Consider the following 23,921-nt stretch of genomic DNA (forward strand, 5'->3'; position numbering starts at 1 on the left):
CTATGCTGCCTTTTTATTGATTATGGTCTGTGCCGCCTGCCTTGCCAGATGGTCCACCTGCGCCACGTTATCAAGGGTCATGGTCGCATCAATCAGGCCGCTGTCGGAATTCAGCTGCGTTAATGTGTCCTCGACCACCTCGGCCATCTGGGTAAAGCGCAAGCGCCCGTCGATAAAGCCATCAAGGGCGGTTTCTTTGGCGGCGTTGAAAACTGCGCCCGCCATGCCACCGCGTTCCATTACTTCGCGGGCCAGCCGCAATGCGGGCCAACGCGCCTCGTCGGGCGTGCGAAATTCAAAGCTGCCGATCTTGGCCAGATCCAGCCGTTCGACGGGCAGTGGTTTGCGGTGCGGGTGATGCAGGGCAAAGCCAATGGCGTGGCGCATATCAGGTGGCCCCACATGGGCCATCAGCGCGCCGTCGTTAAAGCCCACAAGCGCATGGATCATCGATTGCGGGTGGACCAAGACTTCGATCTGCTTAGGATCGATATTGAAATACTCATGGGTTTCAATGACTTCCATTGCCTTGTTGAACATGGATGCACTGTCGATGGTGATCCGCTGACCCATATCCCAATTGGGATGGTTCGAGGCCTGATCGAGCGTCGCTTCCGCCAGTTTCTCAATGGGCCAGTCGCGAAAGGCACCGCCGCTGGCGGTGATGATAATCCGCTCGACGGCGGCCATGTCTTCGCCGATCAACGCCTGAAAAATTGCGGAATGTTCACTGTCTACGGGCAGGATCGCGGCACCGTGGGTTTGTGCCGTTTCCAGGATCAACTTGCCAGCGCAGACCAGCGATTCCTTGTTGGCCAGCGCCAAGGTCGACCCTTGTTTCAGGGCCTCGATGCCCGGTGCCAGCCCTGCCGCACCGATGATGGCCGACATCACCCAATCCGCAGGACGGGTCGCGGCCTCGCGGATGGCATTGGCACCAGCAGCGGCTTTTACACCACTGCCCTGCAAGGCATCGCGCAGATCATCAAGCAGATTGTCATGGGCCGTAATCGCAATATCCGCGCGTAATTCTTTGGCGTCCGCCGCAAGCTGCGCAATGTTACCCGCACCCGTCAGCGCCACCACGTCATAATCGTCAGGCGCACGCCGGATCAAATCAATGGTGTTTTGCCCGATAGAGCCGGTGGCCCCGAATATACTTACACGCCGTTTCATATGGGATCAGTTCAGAGTTGGGGTGATGGTCAGAAACTGACCGATGATCAGCAAGAACAAGGCCGCGCCCAACATGCCGTCAAAACGGTCCAGCAATCCGCCATGGCCGGGGATCAGGTTCGAACTGTCCTTGGCCCCTACCCGCCGCTTCATACCAGATTCGGCCATATCGCCCATTTGCGATGCCATCGACACCGCGACGGACACACCAACCAGCTGCATGCCGATGCCTGTGTTGACGGAAAACAGATAGCCCACGATGGCAGCGCCAACCCAACCCGCAGCGGTGCCGGACCATGTTTTCTTGGGGCTGACCCGCGGCCAGAATTTGGGCCCACCAATGGCGCGACCTGCGAAATAGCCAAACACATCGGTGATGACCACGACCAGCACCAGCCACATCATCCAGCCAAAGCCATAGCCATCGCGAATTTGCACCAGACCAAAGCCCGCCAGCATGATCATTACGGTAAAGCACATGAAGATCGTACGGTGTTTTTCAAGCTGTCCGAAACCGACCAGCGCCGGTGCCAGCAGAACGGGCAAGGCAAACCCCATCGGCAAATAGATCGCGGCAAGCGTCGCGCCGCCCACCAGCAGCCCCATCTGGATTTTGGCCTGCGGGCGGTCGGGGTTCAACATGCCCACCAGTTCCCATGCCATCAATCCGCAAATGATCGATACCAAAACATGGAAAATCGGGCCGCCCATCGCAATCCCGCCGAGGCCGATCACGATCATCGCGATTGCGGAGCCTACCCGCGCCGCAAGGTCAGACCACTTTTCCGAAGTTCCCGTCATAGGATAGATCCTTTTGCGCCGGCTTTTGGTCCGGTCATGGTTTCACAGCACCAAAACGCCGATCCCTGCAGCCAAATGACGCGCAAAGTTTGCCAAACTCCTCTTTCGAGAAATCGGGCCAAAGCGTGTCGATAAATTCGTATTCCGCATAGGCCGATTGCCACAGAAGAAAGTTGGAAATCCGCGCCTCGCCGCTGGTGCGGATCACCAGATCGGGGTCGGGCAGCACATAGGTATCCAGATAGCGCGGCAGCGTTTCTTCATCCACGTTTTCAGGATCCAGCAAGCCAGCCGCGACATCCTTCGCCAGCCGCTTGGTCGCGCGGGCAACCTCGTCCCGGCCACCGTAGTTCAGCGCGATCGTCAGATGGGTGCGGGTGTTATGTTCGGTTTCCCGCTCAAGATCGTTCATCAGCTTGATCAGCTTATCGTCCAGCTTGACCCGATCCCCGATAAACCGCACGCGAACCCCGCGCGCCTTAAGCGCCCTTGTTTCCTTGGCGATATACATCCGAAACAGGCTCATGAGGCCGGCGACCTCGGTTTGGGTCCGTTTCCAGTTCTCGGTCGAAAAGGCAAAAATCGTCAGGTATTCCACGCCGAACGCCTGACAGGCCTCAACGATCTCACGGACGCGCTTGGCACCTGCGTGATGGCCCATCAGCCGCGGCCTGCCACGTTGCGTCGCCCAACGACCATTGCCATCCATTATGATTGCCACGTGGCGTGGCGCTCCTGGGACCAGCTCGCACGTTGGGGGAGACGCGGTAGGCATCAGACCTGCATGATCTCGGCTTGTTTCGTCTCAAGCTGCTCATCGATCATGGCGATGTATTTATTCGTCATATCCTGAACTTCGCCCTCCCAGACCTTTTGGTCGTCCTCGGACATGCCATCAGCCTTGGCCTTTTTGATCTGGTCCATGCCGTCGCGGCGGATGTTGCGAATGGAAACCCGGGCATGTTCGCTGTACTGGCCAGCAACTTTGGTCAACTGCGTGCGGCGCTCTTCGTTCAGTTCAGGGATCGGCAACATGATGATGGTGCCGTTAAGCTGCGGGTTAATCCCCAAACCAGATTCGCGGATCGCTTTTTCAACTTTGCCGACCAGCCCTTTGTCCCAGACATTGATCGTGACCATGCGTGGTTCTGGTACGTTGACCGTGCCCACTTGGTTGATCGGCGTCTTGGTGCCATAGGCGTCAACCATCACCGGCTCTAGCATAGAGGCCGAGGCACGGCCCGTGCGCAGGGATGCAAATTCAGTGCGCAAGGAAGCAATTGCCCCATCCATGCGGCGCTGAAGGTCGTCGGTATCCAACATAAAATCGTCTGACATGATGTCCCCGGTCGTTTTGTAACTGTTTATATTTCAATCGATATAGCGGTATCGCCCCCCATTTGTATAGAGAGACAAGACCAAGCTTTGGTGCGGCGTTACCCTTGGACGCGGGTATAGGTGCCTTGTCCTGCCAATATCCCGCGGAAGCCGCCCGGCTCGTCCAGCGAGAAGACGATGATCGGCAGGTTGTTGTCGCGCGCCAAGGCGATGGCTGACGCATCCATAACACCCAACCGTTTTTGCAGCACGTCGTCATAGCTGACGGTGTCATAACGTTTTGCATCGTCGAATTTTGCGGGGTCTTTGTCGTATACGCCGTCGACCTTGGTACCTTTAAAGATCGCCTCGCAGGCCATTTCATTGGCGCGCAGGGTCGCGGCGGTGTCGGTTGTGAAATACGGGTTGCCGGTGCCAGCGGCGAAAATGCAGACGCGTTTCTTTTCAAGGTGGCGCACGGCGCGGCGGCGAATATAGGGTTCGGCGACTTCGTTCATGGTGATCGCGGAAATCACGCGGGTGTGGATGTCCAGTTCCTCAAGGGCGGACTGCATGGCCAGTGCGTTCATCACTGTGGCAAGCATCCCCATATAGTCGGCCGTGGTGCGTTCCATCCCTTGGGCGCTGCCCTGAAGACCGCGAAAGATGTTGCCGCCGCCGATGACCATACAAATCTCGACGCCCAGATCATGCACCGATTTGACTTCGCGTGCGATCCGCTGGACCGTCGGCGGGTGCAGGCCATACCCCTGATCACCCATTAACGCTTCCCCCGAAATTTTGAGCATCACCCGGTTGAATGTCACTTTGGGGAGGGTATCAGTCATTGGGCGCACCTTTCGAGGGTGAGAGAAGGGTTTTCATTGCGCTGTAAAATGTCGCAAATAGCAGAAATGTTCAATGCTCCGTCAAAGGTCCGTGCAAAGAAATGCCACAAACTTCCCTAACGTCTATCGATGCTGTGATCACATCTGTCGATCCGGCCCTGCCTGTGTTGATCGCGGGGCCCACTGCGTCGGGGAAATCTGCGTTGGCTTTGGCGCTGGCGGAAACCCAAGGGGGGGTGGTCGTGAATGCCGATGCCAGTCAGGTCTACGCCTGCTGGCGTGTGATCTCGGCACGGCCATCAGAGGCCGAGGAAAAGCGCGCCAAGCATCTGTTATACGGGCATATTTCTGCAGATCAGTCATACTCCGTCGGTCATTGGTTGCGCGAAGTGAGCGATATTTTGCAACAGGGCATCAGGCCGATCATCGTGGGTGGCACGGGGTTGTACTTTAGCGCGTTAACCCATGGGTTGGCCGAAATCCCCGCCACGCCAACCGATGTTCGTGCCGCTGGCGATGTCCTGACCCGCGAGGAAATGATCGCCCAGCTTGATCCGCTAACTTCCGCTCGTTTGGACCTGAACAACCCTATGCGGGTGCAGCGCGCGTGGGAGGTGCTGACCGCAACGGGCCGCGGATTAGCGCAATGGCAAGACGATACACCACCCCCGCTGCTGCCGTTGTCGAGGTGTACCGCCATTGCCGTGGATGCCGATAAGGACTGGCTGAATGACCGCATTATCCGGCGCTTTGATCAGATGCTGGACCAAGGGGCGCTGGACGAAGTTGCCGCTGTGCGCCCTGATTATGACCCGTCCCTGCCCGCGCACCGCGCCATCGGCGTGCCAGAGCTGATGGCCTATCTGGACGGGCGCGTGACCTTGGACCAAGCGCGCCAGGACGCCATCATCGCCACACGGCAATATGCCAAACGTCAGCGGACATGGTTGCGAAAGAACGCTGAAATGTGGCGGAAATACGGACCATCATAGGGGCCGAAAATATCACAAACAGGACTTTAATTCGCCACATAAGTGTATAATACTCGTTTTGAGTATAATTATTGTGATGGTTTTCTATGATGAATAAAGGCGTGGTTCAAATCCTGTCGCTGGCGCAACTTTCCCAGGGTCAAGACTGGCGATTGTTTCTGTCTCATGACTATCAATCACATCTGTTGATATGGATCACCCGTGGCCAAGGCCTGTTGCAGCTGGATGGTCAGCGGCGTGGATTGGGCGCACATAATGCGATCTTCGTGCCCGCCGGTTCATTGTTTTCTCTTGAACTGGGGCGGCAAGGATTCGGTCATGCCGTGGTCATTCCGAACGGTGCGCCGCTGAACCTGCCCCATATACCGCGCCATTTGCGGATCAGGGATGTGCGCGCCCAGTCGGAGCTGACCGGCCTGATCGAGGCGGCACAGCGCGAACAACAAGACCCCCGCGCCCTGGCCAGTCAAGCGCTTGAGGCCCACGCCGCGCTGATGTCCGTGTGGCTGCGCCGTCAAATCATGCAGGACGAACATGTGCCCGACCACATCAACGCCGGCATCCGTCTCAGCGCGCGGTTTTGCAAGATGGTGTCGGAACGTTTCGCGACAGGTGCCCCCATGGCCACCTATGCCGACGAGCTGGGTGTGACCCCCACACATCTGACCCGCGCCGTCAAAGCGGCCACCGGGAAAACCGCCGCTGACATCCTCACCGAACGTGTCGTTTATGCCGCGCGCGATCTGCTGACCACGACTGAACATTCGGCCCAAAGCATCGCGCAGCAACTTGGGTTTGGCTCCGCCGCCTATTTCACGCGGTTTGTTCAACAACACACCGGACGCCCGCCCAGCAAGCTGCGCGCGGCCAATCACGGCCTGCCCTTGCAAGGCAAAACAGTTCCCCAACTTGTCCCCGATCTTGCCGATAGAATTGCCTGACGTCGCATTTAATATTCCAAACACTGAATGCCGACATTGACCTGACGTGCTTTCTTGTGCCTCATGGTGGGACAATACGGTGCCGCTGCGGATGTCAAAGCCGCAAAATGAGCACCGAGGGAGAGATGCAACACGCGTGAGTGGCCAAAGGCCTGACTGATGTGCTGCGCAGACAATCAACAAGGGCGAAATTGCCCGAAATTCGGTGCGGCGTATTGCGTCTGCCACGCAACAGGGATGTTTCATGGGGATTTTCATTCTGCGCCGTCTTGGTCTGATGCTTTTGACGGCGCTCTGTCTGACGTTCATCGTTTTCTGGCTGACCAATCTTTATCCCAATCTTGAAAAACTGGCCAAAACCCAAGGCAACTTTCGCATGTCGGACGAGGCCGTCGCCAGCTATCTGGAAAATCGCGGCTATCTACAGCCCACGCCGGTCAAGTTTGGCCAATGGCTTGGGGTTATGCCTGGCTGGGTGACGGAGGCCGAGGACGGTAAAACCACCGGCCGTTGCTTTACCAGCGCCACCCTGCCCGAGGATCGCCCGCGTTTCTGCGGCATCTTGCAAGGCGATTGGGGCTATTCCACCGTATTCAAAGAAGACGTCGGCGCGACCGTCCTGACCCGTCTTGGGCTGACCGGTAAGCTCATGCTCTGTGTGTTGATGCTGATGGTGCCCTGTGCATTGATTGTGGGCGTGTTGGCTGGCATGCGCGAAGGGTCACGGCTGGATCGGTCGCTATCGACCTTTTCAATCGCCACCACCGCCACCCCCGAATATGTGTCGGGCGTGATCTTTATTGCGGTTTTGGCCTCCTCGCGCTTTGGTATATCGCCTTGGCTGGCTGAAATGGGCTGGATCGACGGCAAGACATTGTTTCTCGGCTCCGCCACATCCGCCATGAAGGATGCGACGTTCTGGAACTTCTTCCTGCCCGTTCTGACCATCTCGCTGTACGGGATGGGTTATATCGCGCGAATGACCCGCGCCTCGATGACCGAGGTGATGACCGCGCAGTATATCCGCACGGCGCGGCTGAAAGGCGTCAAGTTCCGCGATATTGTCCTGAAACACGCCTTGCGTAACGCGCTGATCGCCCCCTTTACGGTGATCATGCTGCAAATTCCGTGGCTGTTGAACGGGGTCGTCATTGTCGAGACCCTATTCAACTACAAAGGCTTTGGTTGGCTGTTGGTTCAGGCCGCCGCCAATAACGATATTGAGCTGTTGCTGGCCGTCTCGGTCGTGTCCGTCATCGTGGTTCTGGCCACACAGCTGATTTCCGATATCGGCTATGTGTTTTTGAACCCCCGCATCCGCATCACATAAAGAAAGGGCAGGCACATGGAAGCTTTGACATGGACAGGCTCAATGGGATGGCTGAACCCGGTTTTGGGGATTGCGGTCGCCGTTACGGTTTTGGCCTATGCGCTGCAAATCGCGATGTCCTTTATTCCCAACGCCGAAATGCGCACGGTCGGATCGGGCGGCGTCAGCGCGGCGAGCCAGGGCATGTCGGGGCTGTTGGGCCGCGTCGGGGCCTATGGGTTTCTGGCGGCAGTTTGCGTGGTCCTGATCTATCTGCTGGCGGGCGTCGTTATGGGCCCAGATGCGGGGATTTTCGGCGGGCTCGCACAGCGGCTTTTGCCGGTGTGGATCGCCCTTGTTGTGCTGTTTGCGGTATCGATTACGTTCAAGCGACGGCTGGGCCTATATGGCAAACTATTCGACAGCACCGTGGGGATGATCGGCTTTGCGCTGGTCATGTTCTGGGTTTTTGCCGGTGTGTTCGGCGGCGTCTTTGACATGCTGATTACCCATGACAGCCTAAGCCAGGTGTCTGGGATGAAGAACAAACTGCCCGGCACCCCGCTGGCGCGGGCCGAGCCTGAGGACTATCAATGGTTCCTGCTGGGCGGAGACAATCTGGCCCGTGATGTGTTCAGCCGCTTGATAAAGGGATCGTGGATCGTGGTGCAAATCGCACCGATGGCCACGCTTTTCGCCTTTATGGTCGGGATCACCTTGGGCCTGCCCGCGGGGTATTACGGTGGCAAGCTGGATATGTTCCTCAGCTTTCTGGCGAACCTGATCCTCGCCTTTCCGGTGATCTTGCTGTTTTATCTGCTCGTCACGCCCGAGATCGTCCGCACAGGCATCCCGAACTATATGGCCTTGGTTTTGTTCGTCTTTCCGCTGGTGTTTCTGACGGTGCTGCTGAATTCGCGTTTCTATACGCAACCGTCCTTGCGTACGCCCTTGCTGATTATCGTGCTGGGGATCGCGGGGTGGCTTTACCTGTCGCTGGTATCGACCGATGGACTGATCGTTGATGCACCGACCTACCGCCTGCCCGGCCTGCCCGCGTTTATGGACCTGTTTGACATTGATGCGGGCGTGTTGGTGGTGTTCGTGTCGGTGGTTTTCGTGAATGCCCCCACGGTATTCCGGATCGTGCGCGGCTTGGCGCTGGACATCAAAACCCGCGATTACGTGGCCGCCGCCCAGACCCGTGGCGAAGGCCCTTGGTACATCATGCTATGGGAGATACTGCCCAATGCACGCGGGCCGCTGATCGTCGATTTCTGCCTGCGCATCGGTTATACGACGATCCTTTTGGGGACGCTTGGGTTCTTTGGCCTTGGGTTGGAATCCGAAAGCCCTGATTGGGGCACCACCATCAACGCTGGGCGCCGTTTGCTGGCGCTGTATCCGCATGCGGCGATTGCCCCTGCGGTGGCGCTGCTGAGCCTTGTGCTGGGGTTGAACCTGTTGGCCGATGGTCTGCGCGAGGAAAGCTTGCGCGATTGATGTAAGGACGGGACCGGGGGCCAGCCCCCGGACCCCCGGGATTTTGGACCATTTGGAAGCAATATTTGCGGGCATTTGGGTGAAGGAGATAAGCCATGGCGACGCAGGATTATGACGGGCCGATTTTAGAGATTGATAGATTATCGATCTCGTTTTTCACGCGGTTGCGCGAAATTCCTGCGGTGATGGATTTCTCGGTCTCGGTCAAACCGGGCGAAGCGGTTGGTTTGGTCGGGGAATCGGGCTGTGGTAAATCCACCGTCGCTTTGGGTGTGATGCAGGATCTGGGCGTAAATGGTCAGGTCGTTGGCGGGTCGATCAAGTTCAAGGGCCGTGATCTGGCCGAGATGAGCGACGAGGAATTGCGCGATATTCGCGGCAGCCAGATCGCGATGATCTATCAAGAACCGATGGCATCGCTGAACCCCGCGATGCGGATCGGGCAGCAGTTGATGGAAGTGCCGATGATCCATCTGGGCATGTCCGAAAGCGATGCCCGCACCCGTGCCTTGCAGGTGGTGACGGATGTGAAGCTGCCCGACCCCGAACGTATTTTGAAAGCTTATCCGCACCAATTGTCGGGCGGGCAGCAGCAGCGCATCGTGATTGCCATGGCGCTGATGGCCAAACCGGCCCTGTTGATATTGGACGAGCCGACGACGGCCCTAGACGTCACGGTAGAGGCCGCGGTGGTCGAACTGGTCAAGGATTTGGGCAAGAAGTACGGCACATCGATGCTGTTTATCTCGCATAATCTGGGGCTAGTCTTGGAAACCTGTGACCGGATTTGCGTGATGTATTCGGGCGAAGCGGTGGAGCGTGGATCAATCGAGGATGTGTTCGACGAGATGCAGCACCCTTATACGCAGGCGCTGTTCCGGTCGATCCCCCTGCCCGGCGCCGACAAGAATGCGCGCCCGCTGATTGCGATCCCCGGCAATTTCCCCCTGCCCCACGAACGCCCGCCGGGCTGCAATTTTGGCCCGCGCTGCGATTACTTTGAGGCAGGGCGTTGCGATCAGGGACCGATCTTTATGGAGGACGTGCCGGGCAACGAGCGCCACGCCACGCGCTGTTTGAGGTTTCAGGAAATCGACTGGAACGCGCCGCTGGAATTGGCCGATGTCAAAACCAAGGGCGAGATCGGCAAAGTTGTCCTGAAGATGGACAAGCTGAAGAAATATTATGAGGTCGCCGCGAATTCGATGTTCGGCGGATCGGCCACCAAAGTGGTGAAGGCCAATGAAGAGCTGAGCTTTGAGGCGCGGGAATCCGAGACGCTTGCCATCGTAGGCGAATCCGGCTGCGGTAAATCGACCTTTGCCAAGGTGTTGATGGGGCTGGAGACGGCGACATCAGGTCAGGTCTTGCTGGATGGTACCGACATTGGCGGGGTCCCGATCGAAGACCGGAGCACGCAAAACGTGGCGGACATCCAGATGGTGTTCCAAAACCCCTTTGATACGTTGAACCCGTCAATGACCGTGGGCCGCCAAATCATTCGCGCGCTTGAGATTTTCAAGATCGGTAAGAATGAAAAAGAACGCCGCCAGCGGATGTTGGAACTGCTTGATCTGGTCAAACTGCCCCGCGAATTTGCGGGCCGTATGCCGCGCCAGCTTTCAGGCGGACAAAAGCAGCGTGTGGGGATCGCCCGCGCCTTTGCCGGCGATGCACGGATTGTGGTGGCAGATGAACCTGTGTCGGCGCTTGATGTATCCGTGCAGGCGGCGGTGACCGATCTGTTGATGGAAATCCAGCGCGAGCAAAAGACCACGCTGTTGTTCATCAGCCACGACCTGAGCATCGTGCGCTATCTATCGGATCGGGTGATGGTCATGTATCTGGGTCATGTGGTTGAATTGGGCACGACGGAGCAAGTATTCTCGCCGCCCTATCACCCCTATACAGAGGCGCTTTTGTCGGCGGTGCCCATTGCTGACACGCGGGTGAAAAAGAAACATATCGTGCTGGAGGGCGATGTGCCATCCGCCATGAACCCGCCCCCCGGTTGCCCGTTTCAAACGCGCTGTCGTTGGAAGCCGCAGGTGCCCGGCGATCTATGCGAAACGGTTGTTCCCAGCCTGCGCAGTCTGGCGGATGGTCACGAGGTAAAATGCCATCTGACGGATGCCCAGCTGGCCGATATGGAGCCGGTGATCGAGATTAACGTCGCCGCGGAATAGCCTGCCCGGAAACCTATAGAGCGGACCGCGCAACACTGCACGGACCGCCCCATAACAGCAACCGCGCAGTGGGGGCTGCGCGGTCACCGTTTGTCGTGTGTCGGGATTAGTTTACGTGGATCGTGTTGATGCGTTGCGCAACGGTGTCGGCAAAACCTTCAATCATCGCGTCATAGAAATCATCCTGCGACGGCGGCACCGCGACAAAGCCTTCTGGCACGATTTGGTCGGCAGGATAGGCTGCGATGTTCACCGCAAAGCTTTGTGCGCCAATGCTGTTGTTGTCATCGGTAATTGCCACAATGCCCGAGATTTCATTGAACCCCTCAAGCGAGGTCAACATCGGGTTGCCGTTCAGGGATATCTGACGGATGTCGATTTTGATCGTGGGCAGCGATGCGTCAGACCCGGTGGACACGCGCGTTGCGATGGCCTGTTCCAGATCGGTTACGATTTCGGGGAATACGTCCAGCGCGTTGGCGTTTTCTGCGGCACCCATAACGGCGGTGACGTTGATTTCAGAGAAGATGATATCTTCGCTTGCGACGGCCGCGGTGGACAGGGCTGCAAGGCTGACTGTGGTCGCCAGAGCGATACGCTTTACTGAATTTAACATTTAATAGTCCTTATCGTCATACTTACACGCAGGGGTTTTTGTGCGACCCGAATTGCGTACTGTATGGTTAACGGTGGACTAGGCCTTTGGTTCCGCAGTCTTGCGATAATAAAACAGGGCGGCGGTCAAATAAGGAAATTTATTATATTTTAGGGGCTTAATGGGCGTCTAAAGGCCGGCAATGACTTTGACGTAGTTCTTGGTCTCTTTGAACGGGGGGATGCCGCCGTATTTCTTCACCGCACCCGGGCCTGCGTTATAGGCGGCAAGGGCCAGCTTCCAATTGCCAAAGGCGCGGTACTGCAGCTTCAGATAACGCGCGCCGCCATCGAGGTTTTGATAGGGGTCATGGGGATTAACCCGCAACACCCGTGCGGTTTCCGGCATCAACTGCGCCAGCCCCAAGGCCCCTTTGTGGGATTTCGCCGCAGGGTTCCATCCGCTTTCCTGCTGCACGAGGCGCAGAAATAAATCTTCGGGGATGGCGTGGCGGCGGGCCGCTTCGCGGGCCATGCTGTGATATTGGCCTTTATACTTGCCACCGTATTTTGGCATGTCCCATTTGGTGGGCGTCATGACGCGGGTTGGCTGCAATCGAACCGACGCGGCGTATTGGCTGGATGCGCGCGTATCGAGCAGCTTTTTCTGCGAGGCGAAAAGCTTGGATCGGCTTTTGGAGGAGAAAACCTCGGCCGTGACAGGGCTGGACAGCAGAGCAACCGAGCACAGCGATGCGACGATAAGTTTTTTCATGAAATCCTCAATCCGGCCACAATCCGCACAACATAGCAAAATGACGGGTCGATGCCACCATTTATTAACCGCATTCGAAATTGTGATCGTGCATTTAACGGCCCTTTGCGCTGTTTCTTGGAGGCAGCACTGATATAACGGCTCTCAACGCTAGGGTCAGCGAGATTCGCATGGCCCTTTCAATCGCATAACAGACAGGGGGCATCATGGCCGGCTCAGTGAATAAAGTGATCCTTATTGGCAATCTCGGGCGCGATCCCGAGGTGCGTTCATTCCAAAACGGCGGCAAAGTGTGCAACTTGCGCATCGCGACCTCCGAGACATGGAAAGACCGCAACACGGGCGAACGCCGCGAGAAAACAGAATGGCATTCGGTGGCGATCTTTCAGGAAGGGCTGGTGCGCATCGCCGAGCAATACCTGAAAAAGGGATCGAAAGTGTATATCGAAGGCCAGTTGCAGACCCGCAAATGGCAGGATCAGTCCGGCGCAGACCGCTACAGCACCGAAGTTGTGCTGCAAGGCTTTAACGGCACATTGACCATGCTGGACGGCCCATCGGGTGGTGGTTCCGGCGGCGGCGGTGGCGGCTATGACAGCGGCCCGTCTGACCCGGGTGGCTATGGCGGCGGATACGATTCCGGCCCGTCCAGCAGCGGAGGTGGCAACACGGGTGGCGGCGGTGGCCAATCCTCGCGTGATCTGGATGACGAAATCCCGTTCTGAGAGTAACAAACCGTACAAAGCAAAGCGCCGTCATTATTCATGACGGCGCTTTCGTTTTGGAATTCTACAGTGATTGCGGGCGTGCTGCCCGCCTGCCCCGTTACCGCTGGGCCAGCGCGTCAACCAGCACTTGCCGGACCGTTTCGCGCGGCACATCGCCGGTTACGAAGGCCTCGCCAATGCTGCGCGCAAGGACAAAGCGTAACTCGCCGCTCACGACCTTTTTGTCTTGGCCCATCAGCTCTAACAACCCGTCGGCATCCGGCAGATCACCCTCGATATCGCGCAGGTCGGTCTTCATCCCCATCGTCTTAAGATGCGCCCGCACGCGGCTTGGGTCTTCTTGCGAACACAGCCCCAAACGCGCGGACAATTCAAACGCCAAGGCACAGCCGATGGCGACGCCCTCGCCATGCAACAAGCGGCTGGAATACTGCGTCGCGGCCTCTAACGCGTGGCCAAAGGTGTGGCCAAGGTTCAGCAGTGCACGTTCGCCCAGCTCTGTCTCGTCGCGCATGACGATGTCGGCCTTCATCTGCACCGACCGGCGCACCGCCTCGATCCGGGCCTCCATATCGCCGGCGGCCAGTGCCGGACCTTGGGTTTCCAGCCAGTCAAAGAATGCGGCATCGCCCAGCATCCCGTATTTAACGACCTCGCCATACCCCGCTAGAAAATCGCGCGGCTCAAGCGTGCCCAGCGTGTCTGTGTCGGCCAAAACCAATGTGGGCTGATGAAAAGCCCCCACAAGGTTCTTGCCCTGCGCGACATTGATCCCTGTCTTGCCACCGACCGAGCTGTCGACCTGCGCCAGCAGCGATGTCGGGATTTGCACAAACCGAACACCCCTGCGCAAAATAGCGGCTGCAAAGCCCACCAAATCACCAATCACGCCGCCGCCCAAAGCGATCACAACGTCATTGCGTTCAACCTTTTGATCCAGCAACCAATCCACGCAATGGGTCAGTTGCGTCCAGCATTTTGTCGCCTCTCCAGGGGGCAGGCTAAGGGATTGCAGCGTGATGCCATCTGCGGCCAATCCGGCGCGCAGACTGTCCAGATGCAAGGCGGCGACTGTTTCATCGCTGATCACCACCACCCGTGGGCGCGGCAGAAACGGCGCGATATATTTGCCCGCCTCGGCCAAAAGGCCCGGCCCGATCTGGATGTCATATTCACGGCCCGGCAGGCCCACATGTACAGTTTTACGCATCACTTCTCTCAAGTACGTCGGGGCGCGATAACAACGTATCAATCACCCGGTTTGCCATTTTATCAATCGACAGGCTCGGCTTGGAAGTCGTTGAAAGATTTGCAAGTTTATAGATCGGCACCCGTGCCTCGAAAAGTTCTTCGAGGGTCTTGCGCGGATTACTGGTGCGCAGCAAGGGCCGTGTGTTTCTATGTCTGACGCGGTTCCAGATTAGGTCGATATCAGCCTCAAGCCAGACCGAAACCCCCTTGGCGGAAATAAGATCGCGGTTAATTTCTGCCAAAAACGCGCCGCCGCCGGTGGACAGGATACCGGGTTCTTCTTCCAACAGGCGGGCAATCACTTCGGTTTCACGTTTACGGAAAAACGGCTCGCCGTCGCGTTCGAATATTTCCGGCACCGTCAGGTTGGCCGCGGCCTCGATCTCGTGATCGCTGTCCAGAAATGGCACGCCCAGCTTGACCGCCAGCGCACGGCCCACTGCCGTTTTCCCCGCACCCATCATCCCGACCAGCACGACCGATTTCTTCAGGTGGTACCGGGGGCGTTTTGGGGCCGGATCGGCTGGGGTTTGCTCAAATTCGTTCATTTGTCTTTGAATGACGTGATCTTAGCGAAAAGGCCATATATAGTTGTCCAAAATGTTCAAAAGAAAGCAGGCAGGCACCATGGGTAAACTTATTAAGTTGTTGATATTCCTTTTCGTTTTTGGATTATTCAGTTTAGCGGTTTATGCATATGTCGGGCCGTTTTTCGGGGCCGACTTTGCACCTGATCAGGTCGAAGTGCGCGAACCTGTACAATTGCCGACACAGTGACACCGATGACGCGGCAAATTTTTGCGTTTTGTCTGCTGTGCTGGCCCGCATCAGTCATGGCGCAGGCCCCTTCGGTCGATACCGGCCCTTTGTCGGTGATCGACTGGCTGGGCGAGCAACCCAAAACCGCGCCGCGCAAACCCAAAGGCCCCATTTCCCCGGGCGAAGCCCCCGTGGCCCAAACCGCCCTGCCGCCCAAGGTCACCGTGACAGTCCTAGGCGAAGGCAGCCCGCGCGCGATTGGTCTTGTTCCGGCCAAGGTCACCGGGTTGCCGCAGGATCTGTGGTCGGCCAGCACGGTCAGCGACATTACCGACCGGCTGGATCACATGCCCGATCTGCATTTGCCAGCCGCGCGGGCGCTGTTTTACCGGCTATTGCTGGCCGAGGCGATCGCCCCGGCGGGCCGCGCCGCCGAAGGTGACGCGCTGGCCTTGGCCCGTGTCCAAGCATTGGTCGATAATGGTGCCGTTGATCCGGCACTGTCGTTGATTGAACAGGCCGGCGTCGCCACATCGTCTGATCATTTTGCCCTGTGGATGCAGGTCAGCCTGCTGGTCGGGACCGAGGACCGCGCCTGCGCCCTGCTGACGCAAAAGCCTTATCTGACAAGCGATTATAGCGTGCGCATCTTCTGTGCCGCGCGGGCGGGAAATTGGGATACGGCGGCGTTAACATTCGGGTCCGCACAAGCCCTGCAACTGCTGCCCCCTGAACGGCTCGCGTTGTTGGACAGATTTCTAAATCCAGACCTATTCGAAGGGGAACCCGGCCTTCCCATGCCGCGTACCATGGATGCCATGGGGTTTCGTCTGTTCGAAGCGATTGGCGAGCGCCCACAGACGCGATCCTTGCCCCCTGCCTTTGCCGTGGTGGACCTGCGCGATGTGGCCGGATGGAAGGCCCAGCTAGAGGCGGCAGAGCGGTTGACCCGTCTTGGTGCCCTGCCCGACAATCGGTTTTTGGGCATATATTCTGACCGCGCCCCCGCCGCATCCGGTGGCATCTGGGATCGCGTGGCCGCACTCCAACGCTTTGATACCGCGCTGAACACCGGCAGCGCCGAGGCCGTGGCAAAAACCCTGCGCCCTGCTTGGACCGCGATGCAAGAAGCCGAGCTTGAAGTAAGTTTTGCGACATTGTTTGCCGAGCCACTTCAAGCCATCCCGCTGGAAGGTGCCGCCGCCGCGTTGCGGGACCGGATTTCGTTGCTATCCCCGATTTATGAATCGGTCGGGTCGGTAAATGACCAAAACACTGAGGCTGCTTTTCTGGCCGCCATTGCGACGGGTACCGCGCCAAAATCGATCCCTGATATGCGCCACGCCGACGCCATAGCCAGCGCCTTTATCACCCCGTCACCACGGGCGATCCTGATCACAGAGGCCCAAAACGGAAAGCTGGGCATGTCGATCCTTGCGACAATCGCCCTGCTTGAAGACGGCGCAAACGGTGACACCGCAGCCTTGCGGGATGCGCTGTCGACCTTGCGCGCATTGGGTATGGAAGACATTGCAAGGCGGGCAGCCCTGCAAGTTCTTTTGCTGGAGCGTAGCTGATGCAGAGCGCAACATTCCATTGGATTTCCACCTTTCTTGAGGCCCAAGCCGCCGAGCTGGGCGCCGCCACCAACACGCTGTTGGCTTATGGCCGCGACCTTAAGGATTTTGACAGCTTTCTGGCCCGCCGGAACCTTGATTTCGACAGTGCCGGACGTGCGGATGTCGAAAGCTATCTGGTCTGGTGCGACGCGCAGGGGCTTGCCAAATCGACCCGCGCGCGGCGGCTGTCGGCGGTCAAACAGCTGTATCGCTTTGCGTTCGAGGAAGGATTGCGCACGGACAATCCTGCAATCCAGATCACCGGCCCCGGTCAGGATAAACGCCTGCCCAAAGTGTTGAGCGAAGACGAGGTGGACCGCCTGCTTGACGCCGCGCGAAACTCTGGCCGTAACATGCAGGATCAACTGCGCAACACCTGCCTGATGGAGCTGTTATACGCCACAGGCATGCGGGTGAGCGAGCTGGTCAGCCTGCCGATCAGTGCGACCCGTGGCGATCCGCGATTGTTGTTGATCATGGGCAAGGGCGGCAAGGAACGTCTGGTCCCGCTGTCGCCCCCTGCCCGTCAGGCCTTGCACGACTGGCTGATTGAGCGCGATAAAATCGACGCTGCCGCCAACGAAAAAAAGCAACCACCCTCGCGGTTTTTATTCCCCTCGCGCGGCGCATCCGGCTATCTGACCCGTCATCGGTTCTATCTGATGATCAAGGAATTTTCGGTCGCCGCTGGCGTCGATCCGTCCAAGGTCACGCCGCACACCTTGCGGCATGCATTCGCCACGCATCTTTTGGCAAATGGCGCCGATCTGCGGTCGATCCAGACGATGCTGGGCCATGCCGACGTCGCCACGACCGAAATTTACACCCATGTGCTTGAAGCGCGCCTATCCGAGCTGGTGCTCGAAAATCACCCGCTGGCTAAGGCCGGTCGTCGCAAATCCGGCGGCAGTACATCCTCTGACGGCCAATAACCGCTCTGCAACGCCGTATGATAGCCTTGGGTTAGCCCCGCCTGTTCCATCGCATGAACGGCCCTGTCCACGTCATAGTCAAGCGTGTGAAACGTCACCCGTCCCTGATCTAGCACCGCAAACCGCGTCTGTTGCCCGCCGTCATGGGGCGGCATGCCAATCACGCCCGCATTGATCCAACGGCCCTTGGCGCAATCGCGGGTAAACGGTATCCCGCTATGCCCTGCAACGATCTCGTCAACCGGCCCAATCGCGGCCTCAACGGCGTTCCATTCCCCCTCAAAAACATGCCCCGCAGAGGTCGGCCAAATGAACCGCGCAATATCTGTCACACCGCCATGGATCACGGCAAAACGCTGCCCGCCATGGGTAAAACTGACGATATCGGGCGCATCCCCCATCCAATCCCGCTGGCTTTGACTGACCTGCGTATTCGCGACATTGTACCATCCCGCCGACAACAGATCGCAGGTGGTGCCCGCATCAAACCCGCAGCCGCAATCCAGCGCATGCGCCGCCAGCTGTTTCTCGCAGTTACCAGCAACCAAGGCGACCCCTGCCTGCAGCATCGCATCAACGGTGGCAGATGGGTCCCCGCAATAGGCCACCACATCGCCGGTGCAGATCATCCGGCTTGCGGGAATGTCCAAACCCTGCGCCGCGCCAATCAGCGCCTCAAACGCGTGCAAGTTCGAATATGGGCCGCCAAACAGCAACACAGGGCCCGCCAGCACGCCTAAATCTTGATGCTTCACAATGCTCATCCCTTGAATGAAACCGCCCGCGCGCCCATAACGTAACAGCAACCGCAAAAGGTATATTCGCAAATGGACACGGCCCCCGCAATGCTAGACAGCGCGTTCTGGATCAGCATCGGTATCATTCTGTTTCTTCTGATCCTCTCGGGTTTCTTCTCGGGCTCGGAAACGGCGTTGACGGCCGCGTCACGCGGCAAGCTGCGCGCGCAGGCCGACAAAGGCTCGCGGGGCGCGCAGCGTGCGCTTGTGATTACAGAAGATAACGAACGGCTGATCGGCTCTGTCCTGCTGGGCAACAATCTGGTGAACATCCTCGCGGCCTCTCTCGCCACGGCGCTGTTCACGCGGTTGTTCGGCGAATCCGGTGTCGCCCTGGCGACCTTGGTCATGACGTTCTTGGTTCTCATCTTTGCCGAGGTGCTGCCAAAAACCTATGCGATCACCAACGCGGAACGGGCCGCTGGCCTGGTGTCGCGCCCGATCTCGCTGGTGGTGTTGATCTTTAGCCCGATGGTGAGCGCCGTGCGCTTTTTGGTGCGTGGAATGCTGCGTCTGTTTGGTGTCACCATCGACCCCGACAGTAATATCCTTGCCGTCCGCGAGGAAATCGCCGGCGCGCTGCAGCTTGGCCACTCCGAAGGCGTCGTCGAAAAAGAAGACCGGGACCGTATCTTGGGCGCGTTGGATCTGCGCGAACGCGTGGTGGAAGAGGTCATGCTCCACCGTTCGGGTATCGAGATGATCGATGGGCGGCTGGAACCAGAAAAGATCCTCGAGCAGTGTTTGGAATCCAATCACACCCGCCTGCCCGTCTACCGCGATGACCCTGAAAACATCGTGGGCGTCATCCACGCCAAAGACCTGCTGCGCGCCATGTACAAACGCATCACCGACGCGCAAGGCGATGCCGAACCGTTCAAGGATTTCAACATCACCGATGTGGCGATGAAACCCTATTTCGTGCCTGAAACCTCGACCCTTGACGAACAGATGCGCCAGTTTCTGCGCCGCCGCACCCATTTTGCCTTGGTGGTGGATGAATACGGCTCCCTTCAGGGGTTGATCACCCTCGAAGACATCCTCGAGGAAATCGTCGGCGAGATTACCGATGAATTCGACGCCGAGGCGGATATGGGCGTGACCAAGGCCGAAGACGGCCAGTATTTCGTCGATGGGGCGATGACCATCCGCGATATCAACCGCGCCACCGATTGGAACCTACCCGATGACGAGGCCAACACTGTCGCCGGTCTGGTAATCCACGAGGCCCAAATGATCCCGACCCCCGGTCAGGTGTTCGTCTTCCACGGTTTCAGGTTCGAGGTCACAGCCCGCGACGGCAACCGCATCACCCAATTCAAAATCCGCCCCCTCTAACCCCCTTCTCTGGCTTTAAAATATCCCGGGGGTCTTGGGGGCTGGCCCCCAATCTTTAAAAGGAATGGGCTGGCCCCCAATCTGGCGACGGGTTTACCCGTCGCAATCCCTATTACTATGGCAGGGTTAACCGCGCAGCCGTACACCTTGGGGATCAAACGGCGCGTGTTCCAGCACGACAGCACCATGGGGTACACCCAGAACCATAACATCCACCCTTTCCCCGGCTTTCACGTCTTTCACGAACCCAAGCGCCAGCGATTGCCCGACAGCATATCCATAAGCACCCGAGGTCACACGCCCGACACCTACACCGCCCTTGAATATCGGCTCCCCGCCCGTGGCATCCGCGTTCGATGCATCCGTCGCCTCCGCGACCAGCGCCAAGACCACCAACCGCTCGCGGGCGGGCTTTTGCAAAACGTCCAACAGCGCGGGTTTATTCAAAAACTCTTTATCCAGCTTGCACAAACGATCCAGCCCGACCTCTTGGGGCCAATATTCGGGGCTGTATTCACGGCCCCACGATCCGTATCCTTTTTCGATCCGCAGCGACATCAGCGCGCGCGATCCAACGGGGCCAGCCCCGACATCGCGACCCGCGGCAATGAGCGCCTTATAGAGCGTGATTTGATCGCCAGCAGCGCAATGCAATTCCCATCCCAGATCGCCGGTAAAGGACACCCGCAGCGCCAACACGCGGAGGCCTGCGACCTCCATCCATTTCGACCGCATGAACGGGAAATCAGCCGTTTCCAGCGATGCATTCGTCAGCCGCTGCAACATCTCGCGTGATTTAGGCCCCGCCACATTGAACCCGCACATGTCATTGGTTTTACTCTCAAACACGGTCCCATCGGGCAGCGGCACCGCGTTAAAGAACCGCTGGTGATAGCGTTCCGCCATGCCCGACCCGATGATCCAGAATTCATCCTCGGCCAGACGTGCGACGGTGAAATCGCCTGCGATCCCGCCGCGCACGCCGATCAGCGGCGTGAGGCAGGATCGGCCCACCGTCTTGGGCATGGTGTTGGCAAAAAGGCTGTTCAGCCAGCGTTCGGCGCCGGGCCCCGCACAGCGGTATTTCGCAAAGTTCGAGATGTCGATGATCCCGGCATTTTCGCGCAGCATCCGGCATTCATCGCCCACAGGGCCCCACCAATTCTGGCGCGTGAACCCATCGGTATCTACGGTGCCGGGGGTGTCAGAAAACCACAAGGGATGCTCCCACCCATAGTTCAGGCCGAACACCGCCCCCATCTGTTTTTGCACCTCGTAAACGGGGCGTGTGCGCACGGGGCGACCAGCGGCGCGTTCTTCGTTCGGGAAGTGGATTTTGAACCGGTTGGCATATTGATCGCCCACCCGCGCCTTGGTGAATGCGGCGTCGGCCCAATCGCCGAACCGCGCCACATCCCAGGCGAACATGTCATAGCGCGGCTCGCCCGTGACGATCCAATCTGCGGCCAGCAACCCCATGCCGCCAGATTGAGAAAACCCCGGAATGATGCCGTTACAACAGAAATAGTTACGCAATTCTGGTACAGGGCCGAACAGCACATTGGCGTCAGGCGACCAGATCATCGGCCCGTTGATCACCCGCTTAATCCCGGCGGTGCCCACCGCTGGGACGCGGTCAATCGCGCGCATCATGTTGGGCTCGATCCGCTCCAGATCGTCGGCAAACAGCTCGTGGCCAAAGCCTTGTGGTGTGCCGTCTTCGGCCCAGAACCGCAGGTCTTTTTCATAGGCGCCGACGAGCAGGCCCTTGCCTTCTTGGCGCAGATAATATTCGCCGTCACGGTCCGCAACCGATGGCAGGCGGCGATCAAGGCCTGCAATCTCGGGGATGGTTTCTGTCACGAAATACTGGTGCTCGGTCGGTTGCAACGGCAGGGTCAGCCCCGCCATCGCCGCCACTTCACGCCCCCACAGCCCTGCGGCGTTCACGATCCATTGCGTTGCGATATCGCCTTTTTCCGTTCGCACGATCCAAGTGCCGTCCGCTTGTTGCTCGGCCCCAATAACGGGGCAAAACCGGATGATTTCAGCGCCGTTTTGCCGCGCGCCTGTGGCATAGGCGTTGGTCACGCCGGACGGGTCGACGTTGCCGCCCGACGCTTCGAACATGATGCAGCGGATGCCATCGAAATTGACCAACGGGTGCAGACGCTCGGCCTCATCTCGGCTGACCTCGTGGAAATTCAGCCCATAATATTTCGCCTTGGCCGCTTGCAGGCGCAGCTGATGTTCGCGGGCCTCGGTCTGGGCCAGATACAGGCTGCCCGGTTGAAAGACGCCGCAAGACTGGCCCGTTTCCGCCTCAAGCGCGTTATACAGGTCCATCGTGTAATTCTGGATGCGGGTGATGTTGTTGTTATCGTGCAGCCCGTGGATGTTGGCGGCCGCATGCCAAGTGCTGCCCGATGTCAGCTCTGACCGTTCCAGCAGCACCACATCTGTCCAACCCAATTTGGTCAGGTGATACAGGATCGAGCAGCCGATAACGCCGCCCCCGATGACAACTGCCGATGCGTGGCTGCGCATGATCTAAATCCCGCTTTGCTGTTTCCTTCCAGTCAGCCTGCCCCGCGCGGCGGGGCGCGGGTTGCCCAAAACCGACAAAACCGGTCGCCCCCAAGACAGGCTAGAGAAATGCCCCTAGTCGTTCTGAGCGCTATCGAGTTCAGCGGTGACATGTTCACGCACGTCTTTCGCAGCGCTTTTCAGCAGTTGATCGCGATCAGGGGCGAAATCAATCTTGGTCAGGGCGCGGAACAGATGTCGTTCGGCGGCGGCGCGCGCGGCTGTGCGCAAACCATCATCAGGATGGCGCATCAGCCCCGCCAAGGTTGATTGCAAACATTGCTGCACTTCAACCACGGCCACGCCGTCGCGTGCCAAGGCCCCGAATGCGTCCTGTATCAAATCGGCCGGATCAATCGGTTCGACAAAAATGCTGTCTAGAACTTCATCACGGTCGCGGCTGACCTCGTCCTCGTAATCGGTCAGAATGCGGCCAATGCGGTGGATCACATCAATCGCCGTGCCCGGATCATTCACCCCCGGCGACAGCGCTTTCGAGGCAACCTCTCCCATGACAATCAACCCGAAACGCGGGTCTTGATCGAATGTCCGCACATCGCCCAAGATTATCGCCTGCTGGATACCCTTGCGCAGGGTTTTGTCGGTATGGTCATCGTCCACGGCGTCGCCCACCTGATCGATCTTGACCAAGGGTTCGTTCATGAACACAAAGCTTCCGATATTGCGCATCATATAAATGCGCACGCCGTGGTTTTTGGCAATTTCGTCAAGCGCTTCTGGATAGATATGCTGGATATAGCCGCTTTCGCTTGCGGCGATAACTTCGGCGCTGTCGGGGATGGGATCAACCAGCGGGTTGGCCCCTAGACAAGGGTTGGCCAACCGGTCACGGAACATCTGGCTGGTTTCGTCTTCGACTTGACGGGATGTGTCGATCAGGCTGCCAAAGCTTTGCAAATGCAGCACCCAGCGGATCAGATAGAACACGATCAGCACCAGAACCAGCACGGTGGTGATGAAAAGGACAAAGGCGCTTTTGTCGTCGAACACGCCCAATTCGCGCATGATGATCGCGATCAGCGCATATACATAGGCCCCGATGAACACAGCCAGCGTGTTTTGTGTGGTCTGGTCCTGAATGATCAAACGGTGCACGCGCGGGGTCCATTGGGTCGACGTGCTGCGGTAGACCGTGACCATGACGCTAAGCGAAAAGGTGGTGACCGCCAACATCGCGTTGGCGATGATGGACAGCAACCGGTCCGCCGCCGCACCGGTCAGTGTTGAGGCCAGCTCCTCGGGAATCCAATGTTCGATGACTGAGCTTAGGCCCACGGCAACCACGGCAAGCAGCCCCATGATCACCACCCGCACCGACAATTGCCTGCTTAGATAGCCCGCTTTGCGGATCAGGGTCGATGGGTTCAGCATGTCAATATCCATAGCACCCATATCTAATGCGGCGCGGTGCCTTGTCCAGCGATGCTTTGGCCTGTCCATGGCGCGGG

Annotated in this window: 22 protein-coding genes; 10 read left to right on the top strand and 12 right to left on the bottom strand. The window is 58.4% G+C overall.

The features are described from left to right. The 5 genes from dxr to pyrH form a co-directional block, all read right to left on the bottom strand. Window positions 1–1,176, bottom strand: a complete 1,176-nt coding sequence (gene dxr, locus WNY39_RS01180; protein WP_342843382.1) for a 1-deoxy-D-xylulose-5-phosphate reductoisomerase — start codon at window positions 1,174–1,176, stop codon at window positions 1–3. A gap of 6 nt (window positions 1,177–1,182) precedes the next feature. Further along, window positions 1,183–1,977, bottom strand: coding sequence for a phosphatidate cytidylyltransferase (locus WNY39_RS01185; RefSeq protein WP_342843384.1), 795 nt, complete (start codon window positions 1,975–1,977; stop codon window positions 1,183–1,185). Between the two features lie 34 nt (window positions 1,978–2,011). Next, entirely contained in the window at window positions 2,012–2,752 is a 741-nt protein-coding gene (uppS, locus tag WNY39_RS01190) for a polyprenyl diphosphate synthase (RefSeq protein WP_342843386.1), read from the bottom strand. Further along, window positions 2,752–3,315, bottom strand: coding sequence for a ribosome recycling factor (gene frr / locus WNY39_RS01195; RefSeq protein ID WP_341235090.1), 564 nt, complete (start codon window positions 3,313–3,315; stop codon window positions 2,752–2,754). The genes uppS and frr overlap by 1 nt, the downstream gene beginning before the upstream one ends. A 98-nt stretch (window positions 3,316–3,413) precedes the next feature. Further along, window positions 3,414–4,142 carry a UMP kinase gene (gene pyrH, locus WNY39_RS01200; RefSeq protein WP_342843388.1) on the bottom strand — a complete coding sequence of 243 codons (729 nt, stop codon included), beginning with the start codon at window positions 4,140–4,142 and terminating at the stop codon, window positions 3,414–3,416. 101 nt (window positions 4,143–4,243) lie between these two features. Here pyrH and miaA point away from each other — a divergent pair, with 101 nt between their 5' ends. From miaA to WNY39_RS01225, 5 genes are all read left to right on the top strand, one after another. Next, window positions 4,244–5,134 carry a tRNA (adenosine(37)-N6)-dimethylallyltransferase MiaA gene (gene miaA, locus WNY39_RS01205; RefSeq protein WP_342843390.1) on the top strand — a complete coding sequence of 297 codons (891 nt, stop codon included), beginning with the start codon at window positions 4,244–4,246 and terminating at the stop codon, window positions 5,132–5,134. Between the two features lie 89 nt (window positions 5,135–5,223). Beyond that, entirely contained in the window at window positions 5,224–6,075 is an 852-nt protein-coding gene (locus WNY39_RS01210; RefSeq protein ID WP_342843392.1) for an AraC family transcriptional regulator, read from the top strand. A 244-nt stretch (window positions 6,076–6,319) separates the two neighbouring features. Continuing rightward, window positions 6,320–7,405 carry an ABC transporter permease gene (locus tag WNY39_RS01215; RefSeq protein WP_342843394.1) on the top strand — a complete coding sequence of 362 codons (1,086 nt, stop codon included), beginning with the start codon at window positions 6,320–6,322 and terminating at the stop codon, window positions 7,403–7,405. A gap of 15 nt (window positions 7,406–7,420) precedes the next feature. Continuing rightward, window positions 7,421–8,887 carry an ABC transporter permease gene (locus WNY39_RS01220; protein WP_342843396.1) on the top strand — a complete coding sequence of 489 codons (1,467 nt, stop codon included), beginning with the start codon at window positions 7,421–7,423 and terminating at the stop codon, window positions 8,885–8,887. Between the two features lie 95 nt (window positions 8,888–8,982). After that, the gene (locus WNY39_RS01225) at window positions 8,983–11,073 is read left to right on the top strand and encodes an ABC transporter ATP-binding protein (protein ID WP_342843398.1); all 2,091 of its coding nucleotides are present in this window, start codon (window positions 8,983–8,985) and stop codon (window positions 11,071–11,073) included. A gap of 106 nt (window positions 11,074–11,179) precedes the next feature. Here WNY39_RS01225 and WNY39_RS01230 read toward each other — a convergent pair whose 3' ends face one another. Together WNY39_RS01230 and WNY39_RS01235 are read right to left on the bottom strand one after the other, a co-directional pair. Further along, window positions 11,180–11,689 carry a hypothetical protein gene (locus WNY39_RS01230; RefSeq protein WP_342843400.1) on the bottom strand — a complete coding sequence of 170 codons (510 nt, stop codon included), beginning with the start codon at window positions 11,687–11,689 and terminating at the stop codon, window positions 11,180–11,182. Between the two features lie 168 nt (window positions 11,690–11,857). After that, on the bottom strand, window positions 11,858–12,442 hold the full coding sequence (locus WNY39_RS01235; protein WP_342843404.1) for a lytic transglycosylase domain-containing protein: 585 nt from the start codon (window positions 12,440–12,442) through the stop codon (window positions 11,858–11,860). Window positions 12,443–12,648: 206 nt separating this feature from the next. Between WNY39_RS01235 and WNY39_RS01240 the strand changes: the two genes are divergently transcribed. Next, window positions 12,649–13,167: a single-stranded DNA-binding protein gene (locus WNY39_RS01240; protein ID WP_341235082.1), complete on the top strand. Its 519-nt coding sequence runs from the start codon at window positions 12,649–12,651 to the stop codon at window positions 13,165–13,167. 100 nt (window positions 13,168–13,267) lie between these two features. Here WNY39_RS01240 and aroB read toward each other — a convergent pair whose 3' ends face one another. Both aroB and WNY39_RS01250 read right to left on the bottom strand, forming a co-directional pair. Beyond that, a complete protein-coding gene (gene aroB, locus WNY39_RS01245; protein WP_342843406.1) occupies window positions 13,268–14,380 on the bottom strand; it encodes a 3-dehydroquinate synthase in 1,113 nt (370 codons plus the stop codon). Then, window positions 14,373–14,969 (bottom strand): shikimate kinase, encoded by a 597-nt coding sequence (locus tag WNY39_RS01250; protein WP_342843409.1) that lies wholly within the window; start codon window positions 14,967–14,969, stop codon window positions 14,373–14,375. Before WNY39_RS01250 ends, aroB begins: the two co-directional genes overlap by 8 nt. Window positions 14,970–15,048: 79 nt before the next feature. Here WNY39_RS01250 and WNY39_RS01255 point away from each other — a divergent pair, with 79 nt between their 5' ends. From WNY39_RS01255 to WNY39_RS01265, 3 genes are read left to right on the top strand one after another with little or no spacing between them, the layout of a single operon-like run. Next, entirely contained in the window at window positions 15,049–15,198 is a 150-nt protein-coding gene (locus WNY39_RS01255) for a hypothetical protein (RefSeq protein WP_341235079.1), read from the top strand. A gap of 5 nt (window positions 15,199–15,203) precedes the next feature. Beyond that, the gene (locus WNY39_RS01260) at window positions 15,204–16,757 is read left to right on the top strand and encodes a hypothetical protein (RefSeq protein WP_342843413.1); all 1,554 of its coding nucleotides are present in this window, start codon (window positions 15,204–15,206) and stop codon (window positions 16,755–16,757) included. Continuing rightward, window positions 16,757–17,731: a tyrosine recombinase gene (locus WNY39_RS01265; protein ID WP_342843415.1), complete on the top strand. Its 975-nt coding sequence runs from the start codon at window positions 16,757–16,759 to the stop codon at window positions 17,729–17,731. Before WNY39_RS01260 ends, WNY39_RS01265 begins: the two co-directional genes overlap by 1 nt. Here WNY39_RS01265 and WNY39_RS01270 read toward each other — a convergent pair. Further along, a complete protein-coding gene (locus tag WNY39_RS01270; RefSeq protein ID WP_342843417.1) occupies window positions 17,668–18,495 on the bottom strand; it encodes a metallophosphoesterase family protein in 828 nt (275 codons plus the stop codon). The genes WNY39_RS01265 and WNY39_RS01270 overlap by 64 nt on opposite strands. A gap of 63 nt (window positions 18,496–18,558) precedes the next feature. Between WNY39_RS01270 and WNY39_RS01275 the strand changes: the two genes are divergently transcribed. Beyond that, window positions 18,559–19,866 carry an HlyC/CorC family transporter gene (locus tag WNY39_RS01275; protein WP_341235075.1) on the top strand — a complete coding sequence of 436 codons (1,308 nt, stop codon included), beginning with the start codon at window positions 18,559–18,561 and terminating at the stop codon, window positions 19,864–19,866. A gap of 126 nt (window positions 19,867–19,992) precedes the next feature. Here the strand turns inward: WNY39_RS01275 and WNY39_RS01280 are convergent, their stop codons facing one another. Together WNY39_RS01280 and WNY39_RS01285 are read right to left on the bottom strand one after the other, a co-directional pair. Beyond that, window positions 19,993–22,413, bottom strand: a complete 2,421-nt coding sequence (locus WNY39_RS01280; protein ID WP_342843419.1) for an FAD-dependent oxidoreductase — start codon at window positions 22,411–22,413, stop codon at window positions 19,993–19,995. 114 nt (window positions 22,414–22,527) lie between these two features. Next, a complete protein-coding gene (locus tag WNY39_RS01285; RefSeq protein ID WP_342844333.1) occupies window positions 22,528–23,856 on the bottom strand; it encodes a DUF2254 domain-containing protein in 1,329 nt (442 codons plus the stop codon). Between the last annotated feature and the right edge of the window lie 65 nt (window positions 23,857–23,921).

This window comes from Sulfitobacter sp. AS59 (genome assembly GCF_038899995.1).
Lineage (GTDB): Bacteria > Pseudomonadota > Alphaproteobacteria > Rhodobacterales > Rhodobacteraceae > Sulfitobacter.